General features: G+C 53.8%; 10 protein-coding genes and 3 pseudogenes. 11 read left to right on the forward strand and 2 right to left on the reverse strand.

All coding sequences use genetic code 11. The features are described from left to right. Positions 1–81: 81 nt before the first annotated feature. Positions 82–321 (reverse strand): annotated as a pseudogene (locus P0X86_RS08705) (KGG domain-containing protein); the annotation flags it as partial. 212 nt (positions 322–533) lie between these two features. Here P0X86_RS08705 and P0X86_RS08710 point away from each other — a divergent pair. The 3 genes from P0X86_RS08710 to mgrA all read left to right on the forward strand — a co-directional run bounded on the left by P0X86_RS08710 (position 534) and on the right by mgrA (position 3232). Continuing rightward, on the forward strand, positions 534–1301 hold the full coding sequence (locus tag P0X86_RS08710; RefSeq protein WP_277748319.1) for an HAD family hydrolase: 768 nt from the start codon (positions 534–536) through the stop codon (positions 1299–1301). A 37-nt stretch (positions 1302–1338) separates the two neighbouring features. Then, on the forward strand, positions 1339–2091 hold the full coding sequence (locus tag P0X86_RS08715; RefSeq protein WP_096772956.1) for an NAD-dependent protein deacylase: 753 nt from the start codon (positions 1339–1341) through the stop codon (positions 2089–2091). 124 nt (positions 2092–2215) lie between these two features. Then, positions 2216–3232 carry an L-glyceraldehyde 3-phosphate reductase gene (gene mgrA, locus P0X86_RS08720; RefSeq protein ID WP_096773491.1) on the forward strand — a complete coding sequence of 339 codons (1017 nt, stop codon included), beginning with the start codon at positions 2216–2218 and terminating at the stop codon, positions 3230–3232. A 117-nt stretch (positions 3233–3349) separates the two neighbouring features. On the opposite strand, the gene P0X86_RS08725 is transcribed toward mgrA, so the two are convergent. Further along, positions 3350–4213: an AraC family transcriptional regulator gene (locus P0X86_RS08725; protein ID WP_015734076.1), complete on the reverse strand. Its 864-nt coding sequence runs from the start codon at positions 4211–4213 to the stop codon at positions 3350–3352. Between the two features lie 187 nt (positions 4214–4400). Here P0X86_RS08725 and P0X86_RS08730 point away from each other — a divergent pair, with 187 nt between their 5' ends. The 8 genes and pseudogenes from P0X86_RS08730 to ptsG all read left to right on the forward strand — a co-directional run bounded on the left by P0X86_RS08730 (position 4401) and on the right by ptsG (position 15161). Next, entirely contained in the window at positions 4401–5579 is a 1179-nt protein-coding gene (locus tag P0X86_RS08730) for a galactokinase (protein WP_015734077.1), read from the forward strand. A 1-nt stretch (position 5580) separates the two neighbouring features. Further along, positions 5581–6570 (forward strand): UDP-glucose 4-epimerase GalE, encoded by a 990-nt coding sequence (gene galE / locus P0X86_RS08735; RefSeq protein WP_015734078.1) that lies wholly within the window; start codon positions 5581–5583, stop codon positions 6568–6570. A gap of 19 nt (positions 6571–6589) precedes the next feature. Further along, positions 6590–8178, forward strand: a pseudogene (locus tag P0X86_RS08740) (UDP-glucose--hexose-1-phosphate uridylyltransferase). A 177-nt stretch (positions 8179–8355) separates the two neighbouring features. Further along, positions 8356–9519, forward strand: a pseudogene (locus tag P0X86_RS08745) (iron-containing alcohol dehydrogenase). Between the two features lie 202 nt (positions 9520–9721). Then, positions 9722–10255, forward strand: a complete 534-nt coding sequence (locus P0X86_RS08750; protein WP_015734081.1) for an NfeD family membrane protein — start codon at positions 9722–9724, stop codon at positions 10253–10255. A 4-nt stretch (positions 10256–10259) separates the two neighbouring features. Further along, positions 10260–11789 carry a flotillin lipid rafts scaffold protein FloT gene (locus P0X86_RS08755; protein WP_009591831.1) on the forward strand — a complete coding sequence of 510 codons (1530 nt, stop codon included), beginning with the start codon at positions 10260–10262 and terminating at the stop codon, positions 11787–11789. 150 nt (positions 11790–11939) lie between these two features. Next, the gene (glcT, locus tag P0X86_RS08760) at positions 11940–12797 is read left to right on the forward strand and encodes a glucose PTS transporter transcription antiterminator GlcT (protein WP_277748320.1); all 858 of its coding nucleotides are present in this window, start codon (positions 11940–11942) and stop codon (positions 12795–12797) included. 282 nt (positions 12798–13079) lie between these two features. Continuing rightward, positions 13080–15161, forward strand: coding sequence for a glucose-specific PTS transporter subunit IIBC (gene ptsG, locus P0X86_RS08765; RefSeq protein ID WP_213577326.1), 2082 nt, complete (start codon positions 13080–13082; stop codon positions 15159–15161). Positions 15162–15202: the final 41 nt, after the last annotated feature.

Below are 15202 nucleotides of genomic sequence, written 5' to 3' on the forward strand. Positions count from 1 at the left end.
AGGAAGCCTGTCGTGAAGGCCAAGAAAAAGCCTGTCCCCCTTGGTAGGGAACAGGCTTCCTACTGAAAAGATATGCTATTTCTTGCCGCCTTTGCGGCCAATTTCCTGATAGAATTCGCGATTATGATTCCGCGAGGTGGCTTCGCCGCCCTTTTGACCGATTTCCTGGTAAAACTCGCGGCTATGGTTTTTGGACGTCGCTTTGCCGCCTTTTTTGCCGATTTCCTGATAGAATTCGCGGCTGTGTTTTTTGGCGGTGGCTTCGCCGCCAAGACGTCCGGCTTCTTCGCGGGTCATCTTTCGATTGCTGCTGGTGGCCATGAACAAATCACTCCTTTACCGTCGTATTTGCTATGCGTATATGTTACTTACCACGGTCCATTTGTCATGAATCAAAACATTCGACTAAAGATTGGTAAATTTTCAAGTCGGAGCGATTTCTTGATCCCATGCGCCAATAACGCTTAAATCAGAGTTTATTTCATGGTTTAATAAGAGTATGATCAAGAATAGGATAGGGAGGTTTTGGACCATTGCCGTTTGTTCAACTGAAAGGACGAACCGTTCCCTGCCAAGGGATCTTGTTTGATAAAGACGGTACGCTGCTTCATTTCATGGCGCTGTGGGGAGGATGGGCCGATTATGTGCTCGAGTTCATGGAGGAACGGCTGGAGCTGATGGGATCCGGCTTTACGCTGCCGAAAGAGAAGGTGCTTGGGACCAAGCACGATGCCGGCGGACGCGTATCGGGGTATGATCTGCGGGGTCCGCTCGCCATGGGCACCGTGGAGGAGACGAACGGGCTTCTGTCCTGGCAATTGTACGCAGCCGGGATGCCATGGAACGAGGCGATTGTGCAGGTCCATCAGATTACGAAAAATGCCATGTACGAAGTCCGTCAGCGAAAGCCGGCATTCCCGGTGCCCGGACTGGAACATTTTCTGGAAAAATGCAGCTTGGCCTCCGTGAAGATGGCAGTGGTGACTTCGGATCAAACCTCAGGTGCCGTGGAGCAGTTGGAATGGATGGGGCTTCGCTCGTACTTTACGGTCATTATGGGAAGAGATCAGGTTCGAAATGGCAAGCCGCACCCCGAAATGACCGAGGCTGCCTGCCGCCGGCTCGGGATCAAACCGGAGGAAGCGGTCGTCATCGGCGACAGCAACGCGGATATGCAGATGGCGAAGCATGCAGGCGCTGCGCTGGCCGTAGGTTTAATGACGGATGAAGGGGAGCCGGCGCATCTGACAGATGCCGATGTTGTCATATCCGATTATAATGAATTAGACGTGCACAGGTAGACGTGTTATTTTAAGGGCTGTACGGAGGTGTATAAGAGTGGAGAACAGGGAAAAGATCGAGCAGTTGGCAACATGGATCGAAGCGAGCGACTACATTGTTTTTTTCGGGGGAGCGGGTACCTCCACCGAGAGCGGAATACCAGACTTCCGTTCGGCAGCCGGACTGTACCAGAGCGAGCACCAGTCTCCGTATCCGCCGGAGGTCATGCTCAGCCATACTTTTTTTATGCAGCATCCGGAAGTGTTTTACGACTTTTACCGGAGCAAGATGCTGCACCCGCTTGCGCAGCCGAACGGCTGTCACCGCCTATTGTCGAGACTCGAGCATGACGGGAAGCTAAAGGCGGTCATCACGCAGAATATCGATGGCCTGCATCAGTCGGCGGGATGTTCCGAGGTGCTGGAGCTTCACGGTTCCGTGCACCGCAATTATTGCATGGATTGCTCCCGATTCTACAGCCTTCAGGAGATTCTGGACATTAAGGAAATCGTCCCGCGCTGCAAGGATTGCGGGGGGCTGGTTCGGCCGGACGTCGTGCTGTATGAAGAGGAATTGGACCAGAACGTCATCATGCGCTCGATCCAGGAAATATCGACGGCCGACTTGTTGATTATTGGGGGGACTTCCCTGACGGTACACCCCGCCGCTAGTTTGATCTCCTATTTTCATGGAAGCAAGGTAGCTTTGCTGAATGCAGATCCAACCCCATACGATCATCGGGCAGGCCTCCTGATTGCGGATCGGATCGGTCAAGTCATGACGCAGGTGGATAAACTGATCAGCACGTGAGGGGACAAAAGGCGGCGTATTGCCGTACCTATCCCTGTAATCGTTTTCTTGTCAAAGGAAGACCAAACGCGATAAGATGGAATTTAGCAATGGACCTATTCACTTAGAGAGGCAGGGATTGCAAGTGACCTATGTGGCTAGCGAAGACCGCTATGAAGGTATGAAGTATAACCGCGTGGGGCGGTCCGGGCTTAAACTTCCCGCGATCTCCCTTGGATTATGGCATAATTTCGGTGGCGTCGACACGTACGAGAACGGGCGGAACATGATTACGCGCTCCTTCGATCTGGGCATCACCCACTTCGATCTGGCGAACAATTACGGACCTCCTGCAGGCTCTGCCGAGGAGACTTTCGGTAAAGTGCTTTCCAGAGACCTTAAGGCATATCGTGACGAAATCGTCGTTTCGTCCAAAGCCGGCTATTATATGTGGCCCGGTCCTTACGGCGATTTCGGATCGCGTAAATATCTGGTATCAAGCCTCGACCAGAGCTTGAAGCGAATGGGCCTGGACTATGTGGATATTTTCTATCATCATCGGATGGATCCGGAAACGCCGCTCGAGGAAACCATGGCAGCGCTGGATCATCTCGTTCGTTCCGGCAAGGCGCTGTATGTCGGAGTCTCCAACTATTCGCCGGAGAAGACCCGGGAAGCGATATCGATCCTGAAAAGCCTGGGTACCCCGCTGCTCATCCATCAACCGAGCTACTCCATGCTGGACCGTTGGGTGGAGAACGGATTGCTTGACGTCCTGGAAGAGAACGGGGTCGGAAGCATCGCATTCACGCCGCTTGCTCAAGGGCTCTTGACGAACAAATATTTGAACGGCGTGCCTGTCGATTCCCGTGCCGCAAGCGCATCCGTGTTCCTGAACGAAAGCAGTATCACGCCTGAGGTGCTGCGCAAGATCAGAGCCTTGAACCAAATCGCCCAAGCCCGGAACCAGAGTCTGGCTCAATTCGCGCTCGCCTGGGTTCTGCGCGGCGGCCGGGTGACGTCTGCCCTGATCGGAGCTAGCAAAGTAAGCCAGATTGAAGACAACGTGGCTGCCTTGAACAATCTGGAGTTCTCGAAGGAAGAGCTGGATCGGATCGAAGCGATTCTCAAAACGGAGAATGCATCTTCTTCGGAAGGATAGATGCTGGCGAAAACACGGTGGCATTGAAATAGATACATGCCAAGGAGCGCCTTTAGGATGATAACCGACCTGAAGGGCGCTCCTTTTTTTTGCTAAGGGATGGCTTGGGCGCACTCTTTAAGTAAGCGCGGATGAAGAGATGATGTCCTTGCGGTACCGCGACGGGGATCGGCCGACGAGCCGCTTGAATTGGCGCGAGAAATAGAGCGGGTCGGTCAGTCCGACCGATGCGGAAACCTGCTCGATGGACAAATCGGGACGTTCGCGCAGCAGCCGTTTGGATTGGTCGATTCTTAATTTAAGCAGATACGTGATCGGAGTCATGCCCGTTTCCTGCTTGAAGATCCGTGACAGGTATGCGCGGTTGTAGCCTAGGCTCGTACACATCTGTTCGATCGAGACGGGATGGGCGTATTGGGAAGCCATGTAACTGATCATCTGCTTCACCGTGCGCTGAACCTGGGGCTCTGACAGCGTCAATCGGGACGGCCGGTCGCTCTGATTCATGATCTCGGCCCAGATTAAATGCAGGTAACCGATGGCGGCCATGTGAGAGCTTTCTTCCCTGGATTGAAAATGGCCCTGGATGAGGGATACATAGCCGGGAATGGGGTTGTTCTCCACGAGGTGGAGGACAGGCTTTTCGGGCGTGAGCCCCAAACGGGATATCTCTTCATCGGCGTGTTCTCCGTCAAAGGCGACCCAGCGGTAACGCCACGGCTGGCTCGCATCGGATACATAGCTGACAATCTGGCCGGGATGAATCAGGAAGCAATCGCCGGGCCCGAGCTGGTATCTGTCGGTTTCGGTCCGAAATACGCCATGGCCCGATTCGATGATGTGCAAGAGGTAATGATCGAATATTTTGGGCCCCAACGCATGCTCCGGAAGGGTCTGGCTCTCGCCGGCGAATCGCACGTGGAGCCAGCCGCCGCCTTGCTGTGCTGGGTTGGAAGCAACAGAATAGGTTGGTTTCATCATTCATTTTCCTTTACAATGAGTTTGGGAAAAAGAGGAACTATAGGGATTTCGTGATCGTGAATTTATTGTACCTCCATAAGTCACATAAATCCATATGTATCACACAAGATTTCATTATCGGTAAACGAGATTTCCATTATACTGAAGACAGTAAAACTACCATATGTACAGGATGGAGTGATAGGCAGTGACGACGCAACAGCTTATGGAAAGATTTATGGACAAGCACGGTGAGAGCCAGCATAAGGTTCGCATATTTAATGCGCCAGGGCGCGTGAACCTTATCGGGGAGCATCTGGATTACAACGGGGGCTATGTGCTTCCGGCAGCCCTGGAGTTTGGCACAACCTTGATTATCCGACCGCGTGACGATAACAAGGTGAGCTTTTCATCCACCAATATCCCCTATGAATTAACGATCAGTCTGGACGAGGATTATGGCTACAAAATCGATCAATGGACGGATTACCCGGTCGGCGTCATTACCGAGCTGAATAAAATCGGCTGCGGGCTCAGCAGCGGCTATGACCTGCTGTACCACGGGGATATCCCGAACGGGGCAGGCCTCTCGTCCTCAGCGTCCATCGAAGTGGTCACGGCTTACGCCTTCTTGAAGATGGAGGGCAAGGAGACGGATACGGTGGAGATCGCAAAGCTTTCGCAGCGGGTGGAAAACCTGTTCGTCGGCGTCAACTCCGGCATCATGGATCAATTCGCCGTAGCCAACGGCAAGCAGGATCATGCCATTCTGTTAATGTGCGATACGCTGGAGTATGAGCTGGTGCCTTTCCGGACCGGAGCATACAAAATCGTGATTTCGAATACCAACAAACGGCGCGGACTCGTCGATTCCAAATATAATGAACGCCGCAGCGAATGCGACCGCGCTTTGGAAATTTTGCAAAAGGAGCTCCCGGCGTTATCGTATCTCGCCCAGCTGAATCCGGATCAATTCGCGACCTTGCGGGACAGCATCCAGGATGAGACCGTCAGAAGACGCGCCCAGCATGTCGTCGAGGAGAACCAGCGCGTGCTTGATTCCGTGAAGGCTCTGAAAGAGGGGAATCTGGAAGTTTTCGGACAGTACATGAATCAGTCCCATGACTCTTTGCGTTATCTGTACGAAGTCACGGGCGACGAGTTGGATGCTCTGGTGGAAGAAGCCCAGCGGATTCCGGGTACGCTCGGTTCCAGAATGACGGGAGCCGGCTTTGGCGGCTGCACGGTATCCCTCGTGCACGAGGACGCGGTGGAACGTTTCATCGCGGAAGTGGGACAGCAATATGAGGCCAGAACGGGACTGAAGGCGGACTTCTACGTATGCGGCGTAGGTCAAGGCGTGCATGAAGTAAAGGAGGGCGAATAATATGGCTATTTTAGTGACCGGCGGAGCAGGTTATATCGGTTCACATACCGTGGCGGAGCTGCTGGAGCAAGGGGAAGACGTTGTAGTCATCGACAGCCTGGAGACGGGTCATCGCGAAGCGCTGCTGGGCGGAAAGCTGTATGTCGGCGATCTGCGCGACAAGGCGCTGCTGAAGCAGCTGTTCTCGGACAACGATATTGATGCCGTTATCCATTTTGCCGCGAATTCTCTGGTCGGCGAGAGCATGAAGGATCCGGTGAAATATTACGATAACAACGTGTACGGCACGCTGTGCCTGCTGGAAGCCATGAATGAGGCGGGCGTTCGAAAGATCGTCTTCTCTTCAACGGCCGCGACCTACGGTGAGCCCGAGAAGGTGCCGATCGAGGAAACGGACCGGACCCAGCCGACGAACGTGTACGGGGAAACCAAGCTGATGATGGAACGGATGATGTCCTGGTTCGATACCGTGCTCGGGGTGAAGTATGTCTCCCTTCGTTACTTCAACGCGGCCGGCTCGCATGCCAGCGGCAAGATCGGCGAGGATCACCGGCCGGAGAGCCACTTGATTCCGCTCGTTCTGCAAACCGCTTTGAAGCAGCGCGCCAGCATCTCGGTGTTTGGCGACGATTACGCAACTCCCGATGGCACGTGCGTCCGCGATTACATTCACGTCAGCGATCTGGCGAATGCGCATCTGCGCGCGGTTGAATACCTTCGTCGCGGCGAGTCCAGCAATGTGTTCAATCTCGGCAACGGGCTCGGGTTCTCGGTCAAGGAAGTGATCGAGACATCGAAGCGGGTGACGGGTGCCGACATTCCGGTTGTCATGGAAGCCCGCCGTGCGGGTGACCCTGCGGTATTGGTGGCGTCTTCGGACAAAGCGCGCACGGTTCTCGGATGGACGCCGTCCAGAACGACGCTGGAGGAAATTATCGAGAGCGCATGGAAGTGGCACAGCAGTCGTCCGGACGGTTACGGCGACAATTAATCCAAGGGGGACGATGAACATGAATGCTGCAACATCAAGTACTCCCGAATCCAAGCAGGTTCTGCATGCCATTGAAATGCTGGTGCGATTCGCGCTTCATAAAGGCCTGATCCAGGCAGCGGATGCGGATTACAGCCGCAACCTGCTGCTGGAGGATTTCGGGTTCAGCGAGCCGTACGGCGACGAAGTGAACGACCCGATGCCGGATGGCCCCCAGGCTATGCTCGACATCCTGATCGATTACGGTGCGGCGCATGGCATGATCCCGGAAAATACCGATACGTACCGGGATTTGCTGGACGCCAAAATCATGGGCCGCCTCATGGCAAGACCTTCGGAAGTAACCGCTCGGTTCCGGGCGGTAGAGCAGGAGCAGGGGATCATCGAGGCTACCCGGCAATTTTACAGCCTGTGCATCGACTCCAACTACATTCGGATGGATCGCGTAGCCAAAAACGAATACTGGCGGCATGCCAGCGCGTACGGCGATATTGAGATTACCATCAATCTATCCAAGCCGGAGAAAAGTCCGAAGGAAATCGCCATGGCCAAACTGCTGCCTCCGCCGATTTATCCGAAATGCCAGCTCTGCCGGGAGAACGTGGGTTATGCAGGCAGGGTCAATCACCCGGCACGGCAAAACCTGCGCATTATCCCGCTGGAGTTGAACGGTGAACCATGGTTCTACCAATACTCGCCGTATGTTTACTATAACGAGCACTGCATCGTGTTCCACCACGATCACGTGCCGATGAAGCTGACCAAGGAGACGCTTGCCCGCCTCTTGAGTTTTGTTGATGCTTATCCGCATTATTTTCTCGGATCGAACGCGGATCTTCCGATTGTCGGGGGCTCCATTCTCACACATGATCATTTCCAGGGGGGCGGCATACCTTCCCGATCCAGAAAGCGCCGAAGGTGGCCGGGTTTACGCACGGGGATTATCCGGAGGTATCCGTTGCCATCGTGAAATGGCCGATGTCGGTGATCCGCCTATCCTCAAGCGATCGGGATTCGCTGCTTGAATGCGCGAACGGCATTTACGAGGGCTGGAAAACCTACAGCGACCCTTCGGCAGACATTGAGGCCTTCAGCGAAGCGGACGGCGAACGGGTCCGCCATAATACGGTGACTCCGATTGCCCGCCGTAATGACGAGGGCATCTATGAGATGGATCTGGTTCTGCGGAACAATCGCACCAACGAGCAGCATCCGGAAGGGATCTTTCATCCTCATCGGGAGATGTTCCACATCAAGAAGGAAAACATCGGCTTGATCGAAGTGATGGGGCTGGCGATCCTGCCGGGCAGGCTCAAGGAAGAGCTGGATCAGATCGCCGAGATTCTGGCGGGGAACGAGGCACTGTATGCGGACAGCCAGGTCGCTGACCATCCGCTCGCCGTCCACGGCGACTGGATCGAGGAGCTGCGGGGCCGGGGCATAGCCGCATCCGATAAAGCCGGGGCCACCCAGCTGGTACGCCGGGAGGTCGGCAGCAAATTCACGACGATTTTGGAACATGCCGGGGTATACAAACAGACGGCGGAAGGGCAGCAGGCATTTCAGCGATTCCTGAGCCATATGGGGTACGTCCCTGACAGCAGATAAATATTCTTGGATGGAAATATGATGTATTGAAGCTAACGATAACTAGGATCATCATTCAAACAGCCGATCTTCCGAAAGAAGGACGGCTGTTTGTTTTGCTTAATGGGAATGGTATAGAATGAAAAAGCACGCATGAATGAATTAGATGCAAACCAGATGCGATGGAGGTAATGTGACATGAGACCTTTTGTCTTTCATAATCCGACTCAGTTGATTTTTGGCAAGGGCAAGCTGAGTGCTTTAAGCGGAGAAGTGGCCAAATACGGCCGGAACGTTTTGCTGGTGTACGGCGGCGGCAGCATCAAGCGCAGCGGCCTTTACGATCAGGTCATCGCCTTGCTGAAAGAAGCGAATGCGGTGGTGACGGAGCTTGCCGGGGTGGAACCGAACCCGCGCCTGTCAACGGTACATAAAGGAGTGGAGTTGTGCCGGGAACATCACATTGACCTCATTTTGGCCGTAGGCGGCGGAAGCGTCCTCGACTGCTCCAAAGCGATTGCCGTAGGAGCCAAGTATGACGGAGATATGTGGGATTTCGTAGAGCGCAAAGCCGTACCGCAAGCGGGTCTGCCGCTTGGAACGGTGCTTACGATGGCCGCAACGGGATCGGAGATGAACGGCGGCTCCGTCATCACCAATGAAGTGACCCAAGAGAAGATGGGCTGGGGCAGCCCGCATGCTTATCCCGCCTTTTCGATTCTGGACCCTGTGCATACCTTCTCCCTTCCCCGGGATCAAACGGTGTACGGCATCGTGGATATCATGTCCCACGTACTGGAGCACTACTTCCATCAGGATACCAATACGCCCGTGCAGGACGGTTTCTGCGAAACGATTCTTCGAACCGTTATCGATACGGCGCCGAAGCTGGTTGAGGACCTGGAGAACTATGAGCACCGCGAGACGATCATGTACTGCGGTACGATGGCGCTGAACGGCATGATCAACATGGGAATGGCCGGCGACTGGGGAACCCATAACATCGAGCACGCGGTGTCTGCCGTATACGACATTCCGCACGGCGGCGGCCTGGCAATCCTGTTCCCGAACTGGATGAAATATAATCTGAACGCGGATCCTCAGCGCTTCAAGTCGCTTGCCGTGAATGTATTCGGTGTTGATGCTGCCGGGAAAGCGATGAAGCGTCCGGACTGGAAGGAATCGAGGCGCTCCGCCGCTTCTGGACTTCCATCGGTGCGCCGAGCACGCTGGGAGATTACGATATCGACGACCGCGAGATCGGGTCCATGGCCGATAAAGCGATGCGCTTCGGTCCTTTTGGCAACTTCCGCAAAGCTGCAGCGCGAGGACGTCGTTGAAATCTATCGGATGTCGTTATAGGGGTTGTCCTGTCGTTAGCTGACAAGGAATAAAAATGGTTTTAAAGCCTGCCGGTTCAAGCCGTGCAGGCTTTTTTGCTGGGGCGTCGAATATAGATATGAAGAGATTTTCATACGTTTGAGGCAAATAATTGAAACTTTAGCAAACATTTTGCCGTATTACTTGTTATACACAGTAAGGAATTCCAGAGGGGGCAATCAACATGGAAGCGTTATATTGGGGCTGTCTGATCGGGGGCGTGATCTTCGCCATCGTAACCGTGGTGCTAGGCGACATACTTAGCTCGGCGCTTGACGGATTGTTGGACTTTTTGTCAGTGGATTTTTTCAATCCGGTTGTGATCGCCGGGGGAATCACCGTATTCGGCGGGACCGGAATCATGCTGACGAAATACACGGAATTGGCGGCAGGTGCCCATGTAACGCTATCTGTCTTGGCGGCCATCGTCATTTCGATTCTCGTCTACTTCGGGTACGTGAAACCGATGGAGAACAGCGAGAACTCGACGGGCTTTTCCATCAAGGAGCTTGCGGGCAGGATCGGCGTTGTCACGGTGCCGCTACCTGCTGAAGGATTCGGGGAAGTGATGGTCAAGGTCGGGGCAGGCAACACGATGCACATTGCCTCAAGCTTTGATCGTCAAACGCTTCCGGCAGGTGTCCGCGTGGTGGTTGTCGACATTGTTGATGGCGTCCTGAGGGTGTCCGAACTGGAAGAACGAAAAGGAGAGGATTGATTCAATGCCAGAGTACTTAGTAATTCCGTCGATTGTTGTAGGCGTCATTGTCGTGTTAGGACTTGCGTTCTGGGCCCGCTACAAAACGGTGAGCCCGGATGAAGCGATGATTGTCACCGGTTCTTTTTTGGGAAGCAAAAATTTGTCGGAGGACGAATCCGGCCGCAAAATCAAAATCGTTCGCGGCGGCGGCGCTTTTATACTCCCCGTGTTTCAGCGCTCCGAATTCGTATCGCTCTTATCTCATAAACTGGATGTCATGACGCCTGAAGTGTACACGGAGCAAGGCGTGCCGGTTATGGCGGACGGGGTGGCCATCATTAAAGTGGGAAGCTCGATCGAAGATGTGGCGACCGCAGCCGAGCAATTCATGGGCAAGCCCATTGAAGCGCTGAAGGGTGAAGCCCAGGAGGTGCTGGAAGGCCATCTTCGTGCCATTCTCGGTTCCATGACAGTAGAGGAAGTATATCGTAACCGCGACAAGTTCGCGCAGGAAGTTCAGGGGGTCGCAGCAAGAGACTTGAAGAAGATGGGTCTGCAGATCGTTTCCTTTACCATTAAGGACGTTCGCGATAAACACGGGTATCTGGAAGCGCTTGGTAAACCGCGGATCGCTACGGTCAAGCGGGATGCGGAGATTGCCGAAGCCGAAGCGATGCGGGATGCGCGGATTCAGAAGGCGCGCGCCGAAGAAGAAGGACAGAAGGCCGAGGTCGTACGCGATACCAATATCGCGGAAGCCGAGAAGGAACGGGAGCTGAAGGTCGCGTCCTTTAAGAAGGAGCAGGATACGGCGAAGGCCGAAGCGGACCAAGCTTATCATATTCAGGAAGCCCGAGCCAGACAAACGGTGGTTGAGGAGCAGATGAAGGTTGAGCTCGTTCGCAAGGAACGCGAAATCGACCTGCAGGAGAAAGAAATCATGGTTCGCGAGAAGCAGTATGACGCGGACGTGAAGAAAAAAGCCGAAGCGGATCGCTATGCGGTTGAGCAGGCTGCCGAAGCGGATAAGGCCCGGAAGATGCGCGAAGCGGATGCTGTGCAATACTCCATCGAAACGCAGGCCAAAGCGTCTGCCGAGCAGAAGCGCCTAGACGGTATGGCGGTTGCGGATGCCGAGCGCGCGAAAGGTACGGCCGAAGCCGAAGTCATCCGCCTGCGCGGTATTGCCGAAGCCGATGCCAAAGAGAAGCTGGCGGAAGCGTTCCAGAAGTTCGGCGAGGCTGCTGTGCTCGATATCATCGTGAAAATGCTGCCTGAGCTTGCCGGCAAGATTGCTCAGCCGATCTCGTCCATCGACAAGCTGACCGTTGTGGATACTGGGAAGGGCGAAGGAGCAGCTCGCGTGAGCAATTATGTGACCGAGCTGATGTCCACGGCGCCTGAGATGCTGAAGAGTGTGTCCGGGATTGACGTGGAGGATCTCATAAAGGGATTAACAACGAAAAAATCCGCCACGGCTCAAAAGCCGGTGTCCATCGAGCAGGAACTTGTACCGGTCCCTGTAGAGACAAGTGCCGCTAAGGAAGAGTAGATCAAGCCGCAAGCAGGGGCCGGAATACATGGTGGCAGGCAGCGGTACGGCACCTTGAAGACTTTGGCAACCACAAATGATTTTGCCGCGCTCTTATATTTCTGATAAGATATCCGAGTATACGCGTATGAATCAAAAAGAGGTGCGAACGTGAGCAGCTTACAAGTGGCTAAAGTGTTGAACAATAATGTAATCATAGCGAAGCATCCTCAACATGGCGAGGTTGTTGTTATCGGCAAGGGCATCGGCTTTAACCGGAAGAATAAAGACCGTATCCCTGCCGCCGCTGCCGAGAAGATGTTCATTTTGACCAAACCGGAGGAGCAGGAGCAGTATAAGCAGCTGGTGCCTCACATCGACGAGAAGCTGATTGAGGCGATGAATGATATTATTCTGAATGCCGCCAAGTCCAGCGACGCTCCTCTGAATGAGCATATCCACATTGCCTTGACGGATCATATCGCATTTGCCATTAAACGCCATGCCCAAGGTCTTTATATCCACAATCCTTTTTTATACGAAACCAAAGAGATGTACCCTGAAGAGTACGAGATGGCCGAATATGCCGTCCGTACCATTCGGGAGAAGCTCGGGGTTGACTTGGGCCAAGAAGAAATCGGATTCATTGCCCTTCATTTTCACGGTGCCCTTACGAACCAGCATATCTCCGAGGTCCGCAAGCATTCGGAGCTGATCGCGGACTTGGTACATACCGTCGAGCAGCAGCTGGAGTACGCCATCCCGAAGGATACGCTGGATTATTCCCGATTGCTGACGCACCTCCGGTTTGCCTTGGAACGGGTTCGGCGGGGGGAAGGGGTGAACGAGACGAGTTCGCTTGACGGCCTTTTGAAGCGTGAATATCCCGAGACCTATTCCCTGGCATGGAAGCTGACCAAAATGATGGAGCAGCGGCTGAAGAAACCCGTCTATCCCGCTGAGGCCGGTTATTTGACCATACATCTGGAACGGTTGGTCCAGCGTAAAGAGCAGGGCGGGCAAATGTGAAGATTTTATTAAGTCCCTTACCATGTGGTTGCAACGATAAATGAACGGTGTTACAATACGAACAGTTATGAACCATAAAACTTCAAATCCAACGTGTAACTGATTCGATCAGGCATGAGTATTGCAGGAATTTGGTTGTTATTACCCATTTTTGGGTAATCTAATCCATGAGATTAGTCATCCATTTACCTGTGGTTGCTCATGCCTTTTTTGATTTGATGGCTTTATGATGATCTACCTACAGCTTGTGATAACAACTAGAGACAGAGGGTGAGAATTTTCATGTTTAAGCGGCTTTTTGGCGTACTGCAAAGGGTCGGTAAAGCTCTGATGCTGCCAGTGGCCATATTGCCGGCGGCCGGACTATTGCTCGGTCTTGGAAATATGCTGGTCAACCCCGATTTCCTGCAATATGCACCTTGGCTGGATGCGGCCTGGGTTCAAGCGGCTGCCACGGTCATGATGAATGCGGGACAAATCGTATTCACGAACCTATCCTTGCTGTTTGCAGTGGGGGTTGCGGTCGGTTTGGCCGGAGGTGAAGGCGTAGCGGGACTGGCCGCGATCATCGGTTACCTTGTCATGAACGTCACCATGGGCAGCGTGATCGGCGTGACGCCGGCCATGGTCGGCACGAATTACGAATATGCCAGCGTGCTTGGCATTCCGACGTTGGCTACCGGGGTATTCGGCGGAATCATCGTCGGTATATTGGCAGCCAGCATGTACCGACGGTTTTTCAAAATCGAGCTTCCGTCCTATCTGGGCTTTTTTGCAGGAAAACGTTTTGTTCCGATTATGACGGCCGCAACGTCCGTTTTGCTTGGTCTGTTGATGGTGTTTATATGGCCGCCGATCCAGTCGGCGCTTAACACGGCGTCGCATTTCATGCTGGAACAAAACCTGACGCTGTCCGCTTTTGTGTTCGGCGTCGTGGAACGCGGATTGATTCCGTTCGGACTGCACCACATTTTCTATTCCCCGTTCTGGTTTGAATTCGGGGAATACCTGAACCAGGCAGGACAATTGGTTCGAGGGGACCAGAACATATTCATGGCCCAGCTTCGGGACGGCGTCGAGTTTACAGCAGGCACATTCATGACGGGTAAGTATCCATTCATGATGTTCGGTCTCCCTGCGGCAGCGCTTGCCATCTATCATGAGGCAAGACCGGAGAACAAAAAGTTCGTGGCCGGCATCATGGGGTCTGCGGCGCTGACTTCCTTCTTGACCGGGATCACGGAACCGCTTGAGTTCTCGTTCCTGTTCGTCGCACCGATCCTGTTCGCCGTGCATGCGCTGTTTGCCGGCCTGTCCTTCATGACCATGCATATTTTGGGCACCAAAATCGGCATGACCTTCTCCGGCGGCCTGATCGACTACATGATCTTCGGTGTCATTCCGAACCGGACGCCATGGTGGAATGTTCTCATCGTGGGTGCTATTATGGCTGTAATCTATTACTTCGGCTTCCGGTTTGTCATTCGGAAATTCAATCTGAGGACGCCGGGGCGCGAGGAAGCTTCGACGACAGAGCCGGAATCAGGCTCTGGAGCAGCGGTCGCTGGCAGTAAAAATGATCTGCCGTCTAATATCCTGACTGCACTGGGCGGCCAGCCTAACATCGCGCATCTGGATGCATGCATCACTCGTCTTCGCGTAGAGGTAAAAGACAAGGGCCATGTCGATAAGGCAAGGCTGAAGCAGCTGGGTGCGTCAGGCGTGCTGGAGGTGGGGAATAATATCCAGGCGATATTCGGAACCCGTTCCGATACGATCAAATCGCAGATTCAAGACATCATGTCGGGAATCACGCCGACCACTGCGCCTCAAGCAGCGGCTTTGGAGACGATGCCGACGGCTCAAGAGGAACAGCAGGCCGGACAGGACGGGGAAACGCTCGTTAAGGAGGAAATCGTATCCCCGGCCGATGGAGAGCTTATGGATATTTCCCATGTGCCTGACCCCGTGTTTGCCGAACGGATGACAGGGGACGGATTTGCGATCGTGCCTCATAACGGAACGATTGTGTCTCCCGTTAACGGCACCGTGTTCAATGTGTTCCCCAGCAAGCATGCCGTCGGCATTATGTCGGATGGCGGCAAGGAAGTGCTTGTCCATATCGGCGTCAATACCGTTAAGCTGAAAGGGCAAGGATTTGAAGTCCTGGTGCAAGAGGGGGACCTGGTCTCCACCGGTCAACCGATCATGCAAGTGGATCTGGATTATGTGAAGGAGAATGCCAAATCGATCATTTCTCCTATTATCTTCTCGAATCTGCCGGAGGGAGCTTCCGTGAAGCTGAACAAGACCGGTGAAGTAAAAAGCGGCGAGGAAGGGATCATTACCCTATTGAAACCTTAACCTCGCGATGGTTTCCAGGATTCTAAAAATTAAAATATACG

The organism is Paenibacillus sp. BR1-192, from assembly GCF_029542445.1.
In the GTDB taxonomy this organism is placed as follows: Bacteria; Bacillota; Bacilli; order Paenibacillales; family Paenibacillaceae; genus Paenibacillus_AQ; species Paenibacillus_AQ lautus_A.